The sequence below is a fragment of the Alphaproteobacteria bacterium genome, from assembly GCA_016699735.1.
GTDB lineage: Bacteria > Pseudomonadota > Alphaproteobacteria > Micavibrionales > Micavibrionaceae > JAGNKE01.
On the sequence record CP065008.1, the window covers coordinates 1,902,619 to 1,916,811 of the forward strand.

The following is a 14,193-nucleotide window of genomic DNA, read 5'->3' on the forward strand; positions in this document are numbered from 1 at the left end:
ATCAGGTCCGCTCCGTTGCGTGGGTCTTATTCTTGGGTGTTCCGCTGCCCGCTGCATGGATGCTGTCGATGAGCGCTTCCGTCTCGCCGTTCGCGGTATCGAGAAGATGCAACGCGGACTCCATCGTCGGCGAACGAGAAACTTGCCGCAGGAGCTGTGCCATCACGATGATGCGCACGTCGTTGCGGCTGAGCTTGCGGTTGGCAGCCCGCAAGCGGTTAACCTGCGCCTGCGCGGGCGGCGCGACCGTCCCCAGGAGATCGCCGTTCCAGCGTTGCGTCTTCATGCGCGAACGCTTGCGGCAGACGATGATGATGTCGAGGTCAATCGGCTCCTTGGCCTGGAGCTTGGGCATCGCGACCGACATCTCCGCCTTGATCGGATGCACGGCGCTGATCCCGAACCCGGCCTCCATCAATGCCTGCAAGACACAGCGCCAGCCTTCGGGCCGGGAATGGTGATAGGTGAAGGCCAGCAACCCATCGTCATTCAGGACGCGGTGCGAGTCGCGCCAGACGGCAGTAAGCCGGTCGGTGAATCCGCCTTCATCAGCGTTCTGCACTTCGCGATCGGAGCGCGTCGTATCCGGTTCACGGGTTCCATCTGCGCCCAGAATGTGGCGCTGCCAGACATGGAAGAAGTCGGCGAGCTGCGAGTAATGCACATTGTCGAAGAACGGCGGATCGGTGAGCACGGCATCGACACTTCCGTCCGGCAGGTCGGTGGATCCCGAATCGCCGCAGGACAGATAGACGCGCGCGCCATTGGAGAAAGCGCGGTAGGTTTCCGTGACGGGCACGCCGATTTTCTCTGACAGGCCAAAGACTTTTTCGGTCTTGCTGCCTTTGCCGGCAACGCGAAGCTCGAAGGGATCGTCAGCGTAATCGAGCGCGCGGCGGATGCGGCCCTCGAACATGGTGGAGAACGATCCCGAACTCTTGATCGTCCCCCAGAGATTGGCCTCCAAAGGCACGCGCTCGGGTTTCAGGATGTGATGCGCGAACATGTGCCGGACCGCGCCGGTCCCTTCGCCCTTGTAGGAGGCGAACATGTTGTTGAACTCCAGCGCACCGGAGAAAAGACAGGTGAAGAGATCGCGCAGGACGGGATCGGGAATGTCGCGGATGCGCTCGGCCAGGATCGAAAGGCAGAGTAGCTGTCGGGCGTTGAACATCTCGTGCCAGTGACGGTAGTTGTAGCCCAAAGCCTGATTGGTGTTGTAGCCCGGCTCGATGGCGACGACGGGATACGGGTTCTTGCGCTTGGCGAGTGCGCGCTCCGCCCTGGCGTAGAGCGCGCGGTCTTCATCCGTGATGGCGTGGTAAGCCTTGCTGCCGTCCGGCAGCAGGACCAGCTTGGCATACAGGCGGTGTGCGGGCGGCTTGCCGGATGCACGGATGGTCTTGGCAATCGGGAAAGAGTGATCGCACGACGGACAGGTCGCGCTCTGTCCTTTCGCAGAACCCGCACTGGGATCGAACGACTTCTTGCACGATGAACAGTTCGCGTCGCGGTCCTCGACGTGAACCGCGTTGATCCCGCCGCAATGGGGGCAGACGGAATGCGCCTGCGGCACCTTCTTCGGGTAGGCGTGGCGCGCGAATATCTGTGATCCGAACAGATCCACGCGCGCGGCGCAGGACGGGCAATCGACCGTCTTGACCCAGAAGAAATAGAGCACGTCCGCGCGCGTGCCGTCCGGCAAGGTAACGCTGTAGAAGCAGCGGAGTTCGCCCGCCACATCGCGCTCGATGGCGCGGAAGGTCTCTAAGATCGCCTTGCGGTCGTGGACCGAGAGCGCGCACTTCACGAGGAAGTGGGCGACGGGGTTAATATCGCGGCCAATGGCCTTCGCGCCCAACTTGACGGTTTCGGCCAGCGTCGTGCCGCTGCCCATGAAGGGATCGAACACCGTGCCGCCGGGGATACGCACAGGCTTGTAGAACAGGTCGAACACGTCTGCGCCGGACGGGGCAAATGCGCCAATGGTCAGCGCCCGGAACACGGTCCCGAGGCGCTGCGCCCACCATTTATGGATATGGGTGGTCGGGCGGTTGATCTCCTTGCGCCAGCTCTCGATCTCGGCGATGTCGCTCAGCGCCTCGAACGGGAACGTGTCGTCCTCGATGGCGCGCGGGCCGGGCCTAGGTTCGAGGCAAACGATGGTTTCGCCGTCTTGATCGGCGAACGGGAGCTGCGCCGTTGGATCAGCCGCGAGGGTTTCCCAGCGGGACGAGCTGGCTGAACTGTCCTTGCGGATGGCTGCCCCTGCGCACTTCACCGGGCTTCGTCTCCGGCGGGCCGGAGCACCGTTGCTTCCGGCTGGTCGAGAAAGCGCCGGACAGCCAGGCGCACAACGTACTGGAGCGGCAGCGGCGGACGCTGCGATTCGGCCAGCTTGCACAGGGCTTCATAGTCCCCTGCATCGAGGGAGATCGTGAAACGCTTGGGCGGTTTCGAGCGGGCCATAGACGGCGGGTGTCCGGGGGAAATGTGTAAGGCGCAAGTGTGCAGCAAAACGCACCAACCTGCACCAAGGCGGGAAGGATTCTATTCCTTTCCGACTCCGATCCGACTCCCACGGGGTGGGCGGGCGGACCGGGATTGCACAAGGGGCAGTGCCCCTTTGCCGGATGGGGGTTGCAAGGGCGAGCGCCGAAGCCTCCACCCTGCTCGATGGGGCCGGGGCAGAACCGAAATCTCCCCGGTCGCAATCCAACCGCGATGAGGTTGGCGCGCATCCAACCCGCGCAGGGTGGTCAGGTTTCCAAAGGGCGCGAAGGCTCTTTGGTCGATGGGTTCCACAGGGAGCGCGGAAGGCTCCCTTGGTCATGGGGTGTCGGGGAGCAGGAACGCGCCCTGACGCATGGCGCACGAAGGAACCTGTAAAGATGCCGCGCCATGCGCCGGAGGGGATGCAACGGGGAACGCGTTAGCGGGTTCCCCTTGCCAAGATTGTGCGGTGGTACAGACGAAATTTTATTTCGTTTGTACTACATGCACACATCTTGCGGTCATCCTTAGCGCCGGGTCCGCCAAAACCGGAACTATGCTGCGGGCGCGAAACCAAAGCGCTGCGCCGCTTTCCGGCTCACGGATGACGGCGTCCTCGGACCTCACGGCCTCTCCGACGCAAGAGGCTTCATAGCATGGCGCTTGCCGTGTGTCTCCCGCTCCGGCTTTGCCGTGCGCGGGGACGGCAAGCAACTTCATTTGTGCTGGCAGCGCCTGAGAAGACAAAGGCAACAGGCGAACAAGAAAACGGGGGATATGGCGGGCCGTCAAACCTGTCCTGCGCACCGTCAGGCGCGGCGGTTTTTTCTAGCCTTGCCGTCCCGACTCATGCATGGATGGTGGGGTGAAGACCCGCACCGCAAACAAGAAAGGCCGCCCGACCGCCATCGACCGGATGGTGGCGGCGAACCTGCGGAGCCTGCGGGTCAAGGCGGGGTTGTCGCAGACCGATCTGGGCGTGGCCAGCGGCGTCACCCATCAGCAGATCCAGAAGTATGAGAAGGCCATTAACCGGATCAGCGCGGCGCGGCTGCACCGCTTCGCGCAAGTTCTGGGCTGCGGGGTGGAAGAGTTTTTCGAAGGGTGCCCGCAACAGGACAAGAGTCCTGACAAAGGGCTCCAGGCCGGTCCCGACGAGGCGAAGTTCGTCGCGGCGTTGCGGCGGATCGAAGACCCGGACAAACGCAAGGCGCTCCTGCGCTTGATCAAGAGTCTTGGCGCAGTCGCATGAACAGGGAAAGACCCTGCGGCGCGGAACGCCGCAGGGTCGTGACGTGTGGGGTTACCAGACGTAGGGATAGCGGGTGTTCGGAGGCAATGCCTCGTCGAGCAGCCGCACGAGATCGGCGGGGAAGAATTGCCGCGGATCGTCGTAGCCGAAGCGGTAGTCCGCGTTGGCGTAGGGAATCTGCTCGATGCCGTCCTTCAGGATCGAGGTGATGACGGTGTTATGCAGCCCCCACGCCTCGACCGTGACCGTGTAGCCGGCCTCCGTGAGCACGTCCTCGACCTGCCCGGTCTCGATCTGCCCGTCGCCGTCGCCGAAGCCGAATTTGGCAAAGGCTTCGGTCCAGTCCCAGTGCAGCGTTCCGCCGCACGCGTTGCATTCCGATGTCGCCATGGTGTGCATCCTTTCCATGTGTGCTGTTGCCCGGAAAAGAGCGCCTAAGCGCTCTCCTCCTTCCCACTCTGATCTTTGGCCGGAAAGACATAGAAGCCGCCCTCGATGATTTGCGTGCCGTAGGGCTTGATGTAAAAGCTGCCGTCGCCCCGGTCCCAGGCCACGCCCAGCGTTTCGAAGTCGGCGGTTTTGCCCCGCCCGATCTTCTTGCGGACGATGTGGGTGGGGCGGTTGGTGGCCTGCTCCGTTGCGGGCGCGGACGTGGCGGTGTTTTCGGTTTCTGCGGTCATGATGTTTGCTCCTTTTTGAGGGTTTCGCGGGCCGGACCATTCCAGCCGCGTGGCAGGGAACCGGGCGGACAGGAGCAAGGGCGGGATCAAGATGTTTTGTGGGGGACCGTCTACAAAGACTTGGCCGCGTGCGGCCCTAGTCGGCGTGACGGGTAAAACATCTTGAACCCGGCCGCCTGTCCGCCAGCATGACACGCATCAAGGCTGGCAATCGCGTCCGGGCCGCCCGTCAAAAAGCAGCAGAGCAAACACCGCAGAAACAAAAGCCGCCATCCCGCGCCGTGAACAGGCAACTGCCAATGCCCCGTTCGTCAACATTAACGGGCGGGCACACACGCACGGCAAAGGCCGGACGTGCGGACGGGGGCGAAGGCAATACAGCAAGAATGCGAAGGCACGCCGAGAGAAGCAAGGGCGCTCTCCGGCCTCTTCTCCGGTGAAGTATCAGGAGAGACGTTCGGCGCTAGCGGATTTCCGGCGGGCAAGAGCAGCGGAACCGTGTGCACCTTCGCAGGAGCAGCAACGAAACATGGCTTCCAGCGCGGGTTTCCGGGGAGTTCTTAACGAAGTCTTAATCGGATTCCGATTTAATGGAAGATAGAGCCCTTCCTTAGCCATGGAACGGCGATTGCTCCCAGAGGGCTCACACGGGGAAGGCCGTTCCACAAGAAGAACGGTGGGCGAAAGCCATGACAGACTTCACCATGAGCATCAAGCCGGAGTTCGACGCGCAGGTCACAGCCGCATTGATGATCCAGAGCAACGCGCTGATCCCGATCAAACTCGCCGCACGTCTGTGCGGCATCTCGCGCCAGGAGATTGACCGCCGTGTGCATAACGGAACCTTCCCCAAGCCGCACAAGCTTTCGGGCAAGAGGAGTTCGATGCGCAAGGCGTTCTACCTGCGCGACATCCATGACTGGATTCGCGACCCGAAGGGATACCGCCGCGTCGAGGACGAACAATCCACAGGAAATTTTGGCGACGAGGACGGCTATCAACACCTCGAATAGGTTTGAGTAGCCCAGTGAGTAGCCCGGAGGTTTCCGGTAATCGTCTCCGTTTTCGCGCAGCTATCTAACGCACTGAGATGATTTGCTAAAACTGGCGATCCCGGCAGGACTTGAACCTGCAACCTACTGCTTAGAAGGCAGTTGCTCTATCCGTTGAGCTACGGGATCGTGCGCGGAAACGGACACTACCACCCTACCACAAAAATGCAAGGTTTTCCGCCCCGAAAAATCAAGCCTTCTCGGTCTTTTCCGGCGGCTCGTACTTGAAATTATCCCCGTAATTGCGCGGCACGATGCGCCGCTCCTGCGGCTTCTGAAGCGTGTAATCCCACCCTTTGTCCTCCGCGAAGCTGATCGCCGCCTCCATGGTGGTAAACTTAAGCCGCACCTGATTGAGCGTATCGCCCGAAGCCGTCCAGCCCATCAGCGCCTCAGGCCGCCGCACGCTCGACGTTTCGTATTCGATCACCCACTCATCTGTATTGCCGCGGCCGGACTGCATGGTGTTTTTCGCGGGCTTGAAGATTTTGACGTGCATGAAAAAGTTCTCCTGAAAAGAAAATAAAGCAGCGCCGCAAACCTTACCAGCGGTAAATGCGCCGCCCGATCAGCGCCGCCAGCAACCCGAAAAGGAAATACGGCAGCGTATGAATAATAAGAATATGCCCGATATCCTCGGAGACGCAGACGAGCCGCAGGCCGAGATACCCCAGCCCCCCAACGGCCAGCGACACCATGAAGGCCAGAAGGTCCGGGTGCGTGGTCTTCCCCTTCATGGAGATCAGAAAAATCGTAAAGGCCGGGATCAGGCCGTACAGCAGCGAACTTTTATAACAAAAACACCACTGAATCTCCGGCATGACAAAACCGTTCAGCCCGACCCGAAGTCCCAAAAGCAAGACCAGCGCCGCAAACAGCGTAAACGGCACAGAGACCATCCATGTCTGCCCGCGCATATCCGGCACACACAGCCACATGGCGCAGAACGCTGCTGAAACCGACATCGCCGCCACAAGCGACAACTCAAACACAAAATCAACAGACTTCATCTGCGTGGCGATATCGAACCTGAATCCTTGCATATAGACCGCGCCGATCACATACAGGAACGCGAACAGCACCCACGGCCCCACACGCCAAAAGGGATGCCGCATTTTGCAGCAGGGCTTCAACTCGGCGCACAGCGAGTCGATCAGCGCATCGGTGTTCTGTTCAGGCTTTCCCTCGCTCATCCCGTTCGTCATCCCAATCGGTCCTTCAGTTTGTTCATCGTGCGGTGCGCCGAAACTTTGACCGCCGAGACGCTCATCCCCATTTCATCGGCCACTTCCTGGGCGCTGTACCCCTGAATTTTGATCAGTTCAAAGACCTTGCGCTGCTTGTCGGGAAGGTCGGCCAGCGCCGCCTCGATATCTTTCAATTCGCCGGAAAGCGCCGGATTCGTTACATGCTGTGCCTGAAAATCCGCATCCTCCAGCCCGACGGATTTATTTCCCCGGCTCTTGTAATATTTCCGCAGCAAATCGGTGCGCCGGAACTGGATAATCGCGGACAGCCAGGGGCGGAACGGCCGATCCTCGCTGTAGGTGGAAAGAGATTTATGCACGGAGATCAGAACGTCCTGCACCAGATCTTCAATCCAGTCAGGATTGGCCAGACTGCCCGCCGCCACGCCCTTGATGAACGGGATGATATCACGCAAAAGCTCGGCGTAAGCTCGCGCATCGCCTTTCTGCGCCCGAACCGCCAAGTCCTTCCAGACCTCGCCGCGGGATATGTCTCTATTGTCATTCGAAAGGGCCAAAACGCAGCCTTTCTGTCCGCAAAAGCCTAAAACCGGAAATGGTCGGAGCGGAGGGATTCGAACCCCCGGCCCTCTGTTCCCAAAACAGATGCGCTACCAGGCTGCGCTACGCTCCGACATCCGGTGAATAGGGGTTTTACACGCTGCGGATGGAATCGGCAAGGCAAAAGGGGTTAAAACGGGCTTTTCTGCTCAGGGAGTCATGTTCCCGAGGATTTCATGCTTCACGCTGTCCCCGATCATGATGCCGTTTTTCTGCGCCTCTCCGCCATTAATCTCAAGGACAGCCTTAACAGGCGCGAGCGATGGAATTTGAGTCAGGTCATGCGGCTTGGCCATCGGGTGGATATGCTTGATCACCCCGTCCGCCCCGATGAATAGCATATCCAGCGGGATCAGGGTGTTTTTCATCCAGAAATTCACCTCCCGTTCGGGATCGACAAAAAAGATCATCCCGTGATTGGCGGCCAACTCCTTTCGGAACATCAGCCCCATATTAATCTCCTCGGGCGTACGGGCAACCTCCGCCGTATAGATTACGAACGAACCGTCACTTTTAACGACCTGCAGGGGCGTAGACGGAAGGCTCTGCGGCTTGACCTCCACCATAAGGCTCAGCGCGATCACGGTAACGAACCCCGCCGCCATCAGAACCAGAAGCCCGTAATTTTTTGCAAATTTCAGCATGGCTGACCCTTCGCCTCAGACGTCATTCCGCACCATCCTCGGTTTTCTCAAGAAGCTCCAGCATCGACGTATAGCTGATCATCCCCAGAAGCTTGTTTTGGTCGTCGATAACCGCCAGTGGTCCCCCATGATTGGTCAACAGGCTGACCCCCTCCCACAACGGCTCTTCCGGCCCCACAGTCTGAACCTTCCGGTCCATGACCTCGGTCACCATGAGGGGCTTCACATTGGCCAGCCGCCGGGCCACACCGGGCGCCGCCCCGACCTTGATGTCGATTTTGATTCCATCGGCCATCGCCACCGAAACGGGCACAAGGTTACGCATCAACCCCTTAAAGGAAAAAAGCCCCAGCAGCCGCCCCTGCTCGTCAACAACGGGCGCAGAATTAACCTTGCCCTTCTTCAGTTTGTCAATCGCCACCTGCACATCGTCATCGGGATGAATCTGAAGACTGGTCTTATCAATAGCGGCAAGGCACGGCATAAGACATTACTCCTTTAAAATCCCCGAGTCCCCATTATCCAAATCGCGGGACGGGATTCCAGCTAAAAATTCGAGGACATATTTTTGCAAGCCGTTGCGGTGCAGATTATTATGGTCCCCGCCCGGTATTTTAACATATTTCTTCGGCTCCCCGGCCATTTCAAACAGCTTCTGACCCTGTTGAAAGGGAATGACCTCATCACGGTCGCCGTTAACCACCAGAAGTGGAGCGCGGACATCCCTGATTTTTTCGCTGTTCATGAACCGGTCCTTGAGCAGAAAATCAACCGGAACGAAGGGATAATAAAGCCGCGCCATATCGACAAGGCTCGTAAACGGAACCTCAAGCACAAGCGCAAAAGGGCTCCGCCCCTCTCTGGAAAGACTTGCGGCAACCTCAACCGCCACGCCCCCACCGATGGACTCCCCATAAAGAACGATGCCTGAAGGCGCAAGCGCCTGCCGATCCTCAAGCCACTTGATGAAAGATAGAGCATCGAGATAAAACCCCTGCTCCGAAATATCACCCGGATTCCCGCCGAACCCTCGGTATTCCGCAAGCAACACGCCGTACCCGGCATCAAGATACTCATTCACCTTTTGCTGCCGTAAAAAGATATTCGCCGCGTTGCCATGAAAAAAAACGATAACAGGTTTGGACTGCTGCGGCGGAAAATACCAACCCTGCAGATCCAGCCCGTCCTGTGTTTTGACATTCGCAATGATAGTACCTTCAGGAGCAACCGGACGGGTCTTGTCAGGAAAATAAATCAGTTTCCGCTGCATGAAAAAAAGAACGGCGAGGAAAAGAACATAGACCGTTACGGCGATCTTCGAATAATACCATGCCTTTGAAAGAAAACTCTGCCCCATGAAAATCCTTTCGTCCTAGCCCTTCATCCCTATGCTGTGAGATTTTGAATATCGTCGAAACAAGCGATAACGATTTACTCCTCTGCAGCCTCTGATCCCTTATTGTCCATGTCACTTGAAGGTATTTTCTCTAAAAAATCGAGAACATACTTCTGCAACCCCCTGAAATGAAGTCCGTTATGATCGCCCTCGGGAATCATGATATAGGTTTTAGGCTCCTGAGCCAGATCATAAAGGGTCCGACCGTCTGTATAAGGAATAAACTCGTCCTTCTCGCCGTTAATAACCAGCAGGGGGACTCTGACAGAGGACATCTTCTCAGTATTCATAAAGCGGTCAAGGAGAAGCCAGTCGACAGGAACATAAAAATGACGGCGCCGCGACATGTGAAGAAGACTCAGAAAAGGCGCCTCAAGAACGACTGCATATGGGTGCATCGACCGCTCGTCATACTGTTTGGCCATCTCAAGCACAACCCCGCTACCGATGGACTCGCCATACAAAACCATCTCCGAGAATGGAACGTCCTTTTCCTCTATCAACCAATGGATGAAAGCATGGGCATCAAGATAAAACCCGGCCTCGGAAGGATGACCCGGATTTCCTCCATACCCTCGGTATTCTGTCAGAAGAACACCATAGCCTTTATCCAGATAGCGGTTGATTTTAATCATATGATCTTTCATTCCCACAGCATTGCCATGAAAATAAACAAAGGTCTGAAGATTATTTCGGGGAGGAAAAAACCAGCCCTGTAGTTCGAGTGCGTCCTTAGCATGTACAACGGCAATTTCAGCCACCGCCGGTGCCACAGGTCGTTTTTTATCGGGCAAGTAAATCATCTTGCGCTGCATGAAAAACCATGTCGCGAGAAGACAGAGATAAAAAATGACGGCGACTTTCATCAAGCGTAGGAAACTTTTAATAAGAAAGGCCCACATATGGTACGCCCCCTACCCCTTCATCCCCGTCCGATACATTTTGGCATAAAGCCCTTCCGCTTGCAGCAAACTCTCATGCGTTCCCCGCTCGACGATCTCCCCGCGGTCCAGAACCACGATCTGATCCGCCGCCTGAACCGTTGTGAGCCTGTGTGCGATCACAAGAGTCGTCCGCCCCTTCTCCAAGGCCTGCAGCGCCTTCTGCACCAGTTTTTCCGACTCGTTATCGAGCGCTGAGGTTGCTTCATCAAGAAGCAAAATCGGTGCATCCTTCAAAATGGCCCGTGCAATCGCGATCCGCTGACGCTGCCCGCCGGAGAGCTTGACCCCGTCCTCGCCAACCACAGTCTGGTAGCCGTTCGGAAAGCCGATGATGAACTCATGCGCCGCCGCAGCCTCCGCCGCCGCGAAGATCTCCTGCTCCGTGGCCTCGGGCTTCCCGTACCGTATATTTTGGTAAACAGTGTCGTTAAAAATGGTGATGTCCTGCGAGACAAGCGCAATATGCCGCCGCAAACTGGCAAGCGTCACCTCTCGGCTGTCCGCCCCGTCGATACGGATACACCCGCCCGAAACATCGTAAAACCGCGGGATAAGATTAATGATGGTGCTTTTCCCGCCGCCCGATGGCCCGACCAGCGCGGTGACCTTCCCCGGCTTGGCGGTAAAACTGACCCCGCGCAAAGCCGCCTCACCCTCCCCTTCATAGGTAAAAGTGACATTTTCGAAAAGGATTTCAGGCGCGGAGACTTTAAGATCGGGCGCATCCAAACGTGAGCCAATCAGGGGCTTGAGGTCCATCATCTCAAACACACGGTCCGCCGCGCCCAGCCCCATCTGGAGATTGCCGTTCAGCCGCGCCAGTTTTTTCATCGGCTCATAGGCCAGAGTGAACGCGGCCAGAAAAGAGGCCAGCCCGCCCGCCGTTGTCGCCCCCGCCAGAACCTGATACCCGCCATAAACAATAATAAGCGAAAAAATAAGTCCCAGAACGGTCTCATTCACCGGAGTCGTCAGGTTGCGGATATGAACGGATTTGATATTGAGGTCACGAACATTGGCAATCGCCCCGCCGATCTTGGCTTTCTCATGATCCTCCATCCCGTACGCCTTGACCATGCGTACACCCTGAAAACTCTGGGATAAAAGATCGGAGAGCGAAGCCATTTGATCCTGAATGGACCCCGACACCCCCCGCAAACGCTTACCAATTTTCACAAGAAAGATGGAAACGAACGGAACCACCAGACACGCGGCCAGCGTCAGTTTCCAGTCCTGATACAGCATCAGCATAAAAAGAAACAAAAGCGTAAACGCGCTCTTCCCGAACCCGGTCATCGTCTCGACCAAGGCCATCCGCATGACATTGACATCGTTCACCACCCGCGAAATCAGTTGCCCGCTGGGATTGGCATGAAAAAATGCCAGATCGAGGGTGACGAAATGATTGAACAGATCGCGCTGGATATCCGCCACGATCCCCTGTCCGATCCTGTTCATGGAGAGCGTATGCAAATAGGTCGTCACCCCCCGCACAAGAAACGTCGCAAAAACACCTAAAGAGACAGGAATGATCAGTTCCTTCCTCTGCCCGTACAGAACATCGTCAAGGACAGGCTGCATCAGCTGCGCGAGAACGGCCGTCATGGCCGCCGAAATAGCCATAAGCAAAAGCGCGACAATCAACGGCGAGGTATAGGGGCGCACATAGACCGCCGCGACCTTGCGGGCGGTGCGGGCGGATTTCCCTTTTCTTTCTGGATGATGTGGCGTTGCAGCAGGCTTCATGGTACCTCTGGGCTCTCACCGTATGCTATAATGAAAGGTGAGAAAAGCAAATTTCCAGTGTGTGTGAGGAAAGGGTTGTACTGAGTGTGACTGAATTTAGCCCGCAGAACGGACAAACAGGAATCGGTTTGGCGCTGGGCGGCGGTATGGCCAGAGGTTTTGCCCATATCGGCGTACTCAAGGCTCTGAATCGAAACGGAATTTACCCCACATTGATCACCGGCACCTCCATCGGCGCCGTGGTCGGCTGCTGCTACCTTGCTGGAAAAATGCAGGAATTGGAGGAATGGGCGCTCTCCCTGACGCGCTACAAAATCCTCGGCTATCTGGATTTCCGTGTCCGCAGCGCCAGCCTGATCGGCGGCAGCCGTTTAAGAACCATGCTGGAAACGCACTTCAAGGACATGACCTTCGCCGACCTGCCCTACCCACTCATCTGTATCGCCACTGATTTGGCCACCGGCCACGAAATCTGGCTGAGAAAAGGAAATCTTCTCGAAGCCATGATCGCCTCCTTCGCCCTGCCCGGAGTCTTCCCCCCGGTGAAATATGAAAACCGCTTTCTGGTCGATGGTGCGCTGGTCAACCCCTGCCCCGTCTCCCCGTGTCAGGCGATGGGCGCACGCATGACCATTGCCGTGGATTTGAACGCCGACCTGATCGGCAAGGCCACTAAGCCTGGCACTTCCTACCAGACCATCACCGGCTTCGATGTCTTCAACAGCGACCATGTCTCCCCTGAAAAAACAAAAGACTTGAACGCCTCCTCAATCAGTCGCCGCCTCTTCCGGCGGGAGGAAAACCACCCCAGCCTGTTCGGCGTGATGGTCTCGGCCCTGAGCATCCTGCAGGACCGCCTCACCCGCTCACGCCTCGCCGGAGAGCCACCGGACGTGCACATCCGCCCGTCGGCAGGACATATCGGCTTGCTGGAATTCGAAAAGGGCAAGGAACTGATCCGCCTCGGCGAGGAAGCCGCCGAACGCGCCATTCCCGAAATCATGGCGGCCAAACATCTTTTTCTTCAGAATTGATCCTACGCGACCTTCATGCCCGCAACCTTGGGCGTGTCAGGATTTTCAGCAGGAGCCCGCACCGACGCATCGGCGAAGACAGCATCGTTGCTGGCCACCGCCGCCTGAGCTAGAGCGGGATCGGCAATGCTGGCAAAAAACTCAGGTGCCGTCACCCCGCCGATCGTAAGGTTCGGCTTGGTTCCATTCTCCAGATCGACGCTCGCCCGCGCCCCGGACGGAACAGGCGGCGTAATGCCGTTGACCTGTCTGCGGAACGCTTCGATATAGGCCTTCACATGGGTCTCAAGATCGGGCGAGGTACCCGGCCCGCGAAATTCACCCCGGTCAAGCGCCCGCTCGACCGTGCGGATAAAACGCCCCGGATTATATTCCACCATCCGCAACGCATTGCGCTCACTACCCAGACCATGCTCATTAGAGACGGCATTAAGGACTTTCGAACGCATCTGCTCCGCAGCCTTCACATAATCATCGGTAACCTTGTTCACATCGTTAGCGATCAGAGCAAGCCCCGAAGCATGATCGGCTTTTCCCGAATGTACGGCAGTGAGAACCCTGTAATCGACGAACGCTTGGGCAACGGTATTGTGGCCGTTCTCTTTAAGCCATTTCAGCGCTTGGAGATCAGCTCCGGTTTCTTTGGTTATGACATCCCGAAGAGTCGAAGAGACTGAAAGTTGCGCACAATGCCGCCCCTCATGCGCTCCCACAGCCTGATCCCAGATGGCATCGGTACCCGGTATGGGTTTTAGGCGTCCAGACCGAACACCCGAGATAATCTGCGCGAGTTCATTTTTGCTGTCCGAGTACCAGTCCTGCTTGGCAACAAAACATATCCTGTGGATTTCATCATCCGTCACGTCTGGATCGACACCTTTTAAATTGATGGAAATACGTGTAGCCGCGGGAGCAGAGTCAAGCACTTTGTCAATGATGCCTTTGATTTCTGTCTCAGGTGCTGCCTGCCCCAGATACTCAACAGTGTTCTCAATAGCATCCCTGACAATCTGGATATTGGCTGCGCTATAACGATCACTGCGGTCCAGAGACTTGGGATCAAAAAAAACGAACCCTACATCGTTCCCGGCTGTAGAAAAAACACCGCCGCGAAAATGAACATCACCCATAACGTCCCCCATAT

17 protein-coding genes and 2 tRNA genes are annotated in these 14,193 nt (G+C 57.4%); 4 read left to right on the top strand and 15 right to left on the bottom strand.

Annotation, left to right across the window (positions count from 1 at the left end):
• Position 1: 1 nt before the first annotated feature.
• Positions 2–2,164 carry a DUF1156 domain-containing protein gene (locus IPN28_09370; protein ID QQS58590.1) on the bottom strand — a complete coding sequence of 721 codons (2,163 nt, stop codon included), beginning with the start codon at positions 2,162–2,164 and terminating at the stop codon, positions 2–4.
• 113 nt (positions 2,165–2,277) lie between these two features.
• Positions 2,278–2,517, bottom strand: a complete 240-nt coding sequence (locus tag IPN28_09375; GenBank protein ID QQS56488.1) for a hypothetical protein — start codon at positions 2,515–2,517, stop codon at positions 2,278–2,280.
• Between IPN28_09375 and IPN28_09380 the strand changes: the two genes are divergently transcribed.
• Positions 2,509–2,889 (top strand): hypothetical protein, encoded by a 381-nt coding sequence (locus IPN28_09380; protein ID QQS56489.1) that lies wholly within the window; start codon positions 2,509–2,511, stop codon positions 2,887–2,889. The genes IPN28_09375 and IPN28_09380 overlap by 9 nt on opposite strands.
• A gap of 457 nt (positions 2,890–3,346) precedes the next feature.
• Positions 3,347–3,745, top strand: a complete 399-nt coding sequence (locus IPN28_09385; protein QQS56490.1) for a helix-turn-helix transcriptional regulator — start codon at positions 3,347–3,349, stop codon at positions 3,743–3,745.
• Between the two features lie 51 nt (positions 3,746–3,796).
• Here the strand turns inward: IPN28_09385 and IPN28_09390 are convergent, their stop codons facing one another.
• Together IPN28_09390 and IPN28_09395 are read right to left on the bottom strand one after the other, a co-directional pair.
• Entirely contained in the window at positions 3,797–4,135 is a 339-nt protein-coding gene (locus IPN28_09390) for a hypothetical protein (GenBank protein ID QQS56491.1), read from the bottom strand.
• Between the two features lie 44 nt (positions 4,136–4,179).
• The gene (locus IPN28_09395; protein ID QQS56492.1) at positions 4,180–4,425 is read right to left on the bottom strand and encodes a hypothetical protein; all 246 of its coding nucleotides are present in this window, start codon (positions 4,423–4,425) and stop codon (positions 4,180–4,182) included.
• Positions 4,426–5,114: 689 nt separating this feature from the next.
• On the opposite strand from IPN28_09395, the gene IPN28_09400 reads away from it, so the two are divergent.
• On the top strand, positions 5,115–5,438 hold the full coding sequence (locus tag IPN28_09400) for an AlpA family phage regulatory protein (protein QQS56493.1): 324 nt from the start codon (positions 5,115–5,117) through the stop codon (positions 5,436–5,438).
• A gap of 92 nt (positions 5,439–5,530) precedes the next feature.
• Here IPN28_09400 and IPN28_09405 read toward each other — a convergent pair.
• The 10 genes from IPN28_09405 to IPN28_09450 form a co-directional block, all read right to left on the bottom strand.
• A tRNA-Arg gene (locus IPN28_09405) sits at positions 5,531–5,606 on the bottom strand.
• A 61-nt stretch (positions 5,607–5,667) separates the two neighbouring features.
• Positions 5,668–5,976 carry an ETC complex I subunit gene (locus tag IPN28_09410; protein ID QQS56494.1) on the bottom strand — a complete coding sequence of 103 codons (309 nt, stop codon included), beginning with the start codon at positions 5,974–5,976 and terminating at the stop codon, positions 5,668–5,670.
• Positions 5,977–6,019: 43 nt separating this feature from the next.
• On the bottom strand, positions 6,020–6,682 hold the full coding sequence (locus IPN28_09415) for a DUF1109 family protein (protein QQS56495.1): 663 nt from the start codon (positions 6,680–6,682) through the stop codon (positions 6,020–6,022).
• On the bottom strand, positions 6,679–7,242 hold the full coding sequence (locus IPN28_09420; GenBank protein QQS56496.1) for an RNA polymerase sigma factor: 564 nt from the start codon (positions 7,240–7,242) through the stop codon (positions 6,679–6,681). Before IPN28_09420 ends, IPN28_09415 begins: the two co-directional genes overlap by 4 nt.
• 39 nt (positions 7,243–7,281) lie before the next feature.
• Positions 7,282–7,358: transfer RNA gene (locus IPN28_09425), tRNA-Pro, on the bottom strand.
• A 76-nt stretch (positions 7,359–7,434) separates the two neighbouring features.
• The gene (locus tag IPN28_09430; GenBank protein QQS56497.1) at positions 7,435–7,929 is read right to left on the bottom strand and encodes a DUF192 domain-containing protein; all 495 of its coding nucleotides are present in this window, start codon (positions 7,927–7,929) and stop codon (positions 7,435–7,437) included.
• 22 nt (positions 7,930–7,951) lie between these two features.
• Complete coding sequence (locus IPN28_09435; GenBank protein ID QQS56498.1) at positions 7,952–8,413, bottom strand: CBS domain-containing protein; 462 nt, start codon at positions 8,411–8,413, stop codon at positions 7,952–7,954.
• Between the two features lie 6 nt (positions 8,414–8,419).
• A complete protein-coding gene (locus IPN28_09440) occupies positions 8,420–9,286 on the bottom strand; it encodes an alpha/beta hydrolase (protein QQS56499.1) in 867 nt (288 codons plus the stop codon).
• A gap of 74 nt (positions 9,287–9,360) precedes the next feature.
• Entirely contained in the window at positions 9,361–10,227 is an 867-nt protein-coding gene (locus IPN28_09445; GenBank protein QQS56500.1) for an alpha/beta hydrolase, read from the bottom strand.
• Positions 10,228–10,239: 12 nt separating this feature from the next.
• Positions 10,240–12,015: an ABC transporter ATP-binding protein gene (locus IPN28_09450; protein ID QQS56501.1), complete on the bottom strand. Its 1,776-nt coding sequence runs from the start codon at positions 12,013–12,015 to the stop codon at positions 10,240–10,242.
• A 146-nt stretch (positions 12,016–12,161) separates the two neighbouring features.
• Between IPN28_09450 and IPN28_09455 the strand changes: the two genes are divergently transcribed.
• Complete coding sequence (locus IPN28_09455; GenBank protein ID QQS58591.1) at positions 12,162–13,049, top strand: patatin-like phospholipase family protein; 888 nt, start codon at positions 12,162–12,164, stop codon at positions 13,047–13,049.
• Between the two features lie 2 nt (positions 13,050–13,051).
• On the opposite strand, the gene IPN28_09460 is transcribed toward IPN28_09455, so the two are convergent.
• Positions 13,052–14,179 (bottom strand): hypothetical protein, encoded by a 1,128-nt coding sequence (locus tag IPN28_09460; GenBank protein ID QQS56502.1) that lies wholly within the window; start codon positions 14,177–14,179, stop codon positions 13,052–13,054.
• Positions 14,180–14,193 lie beyond the last annotated feature (14 nt).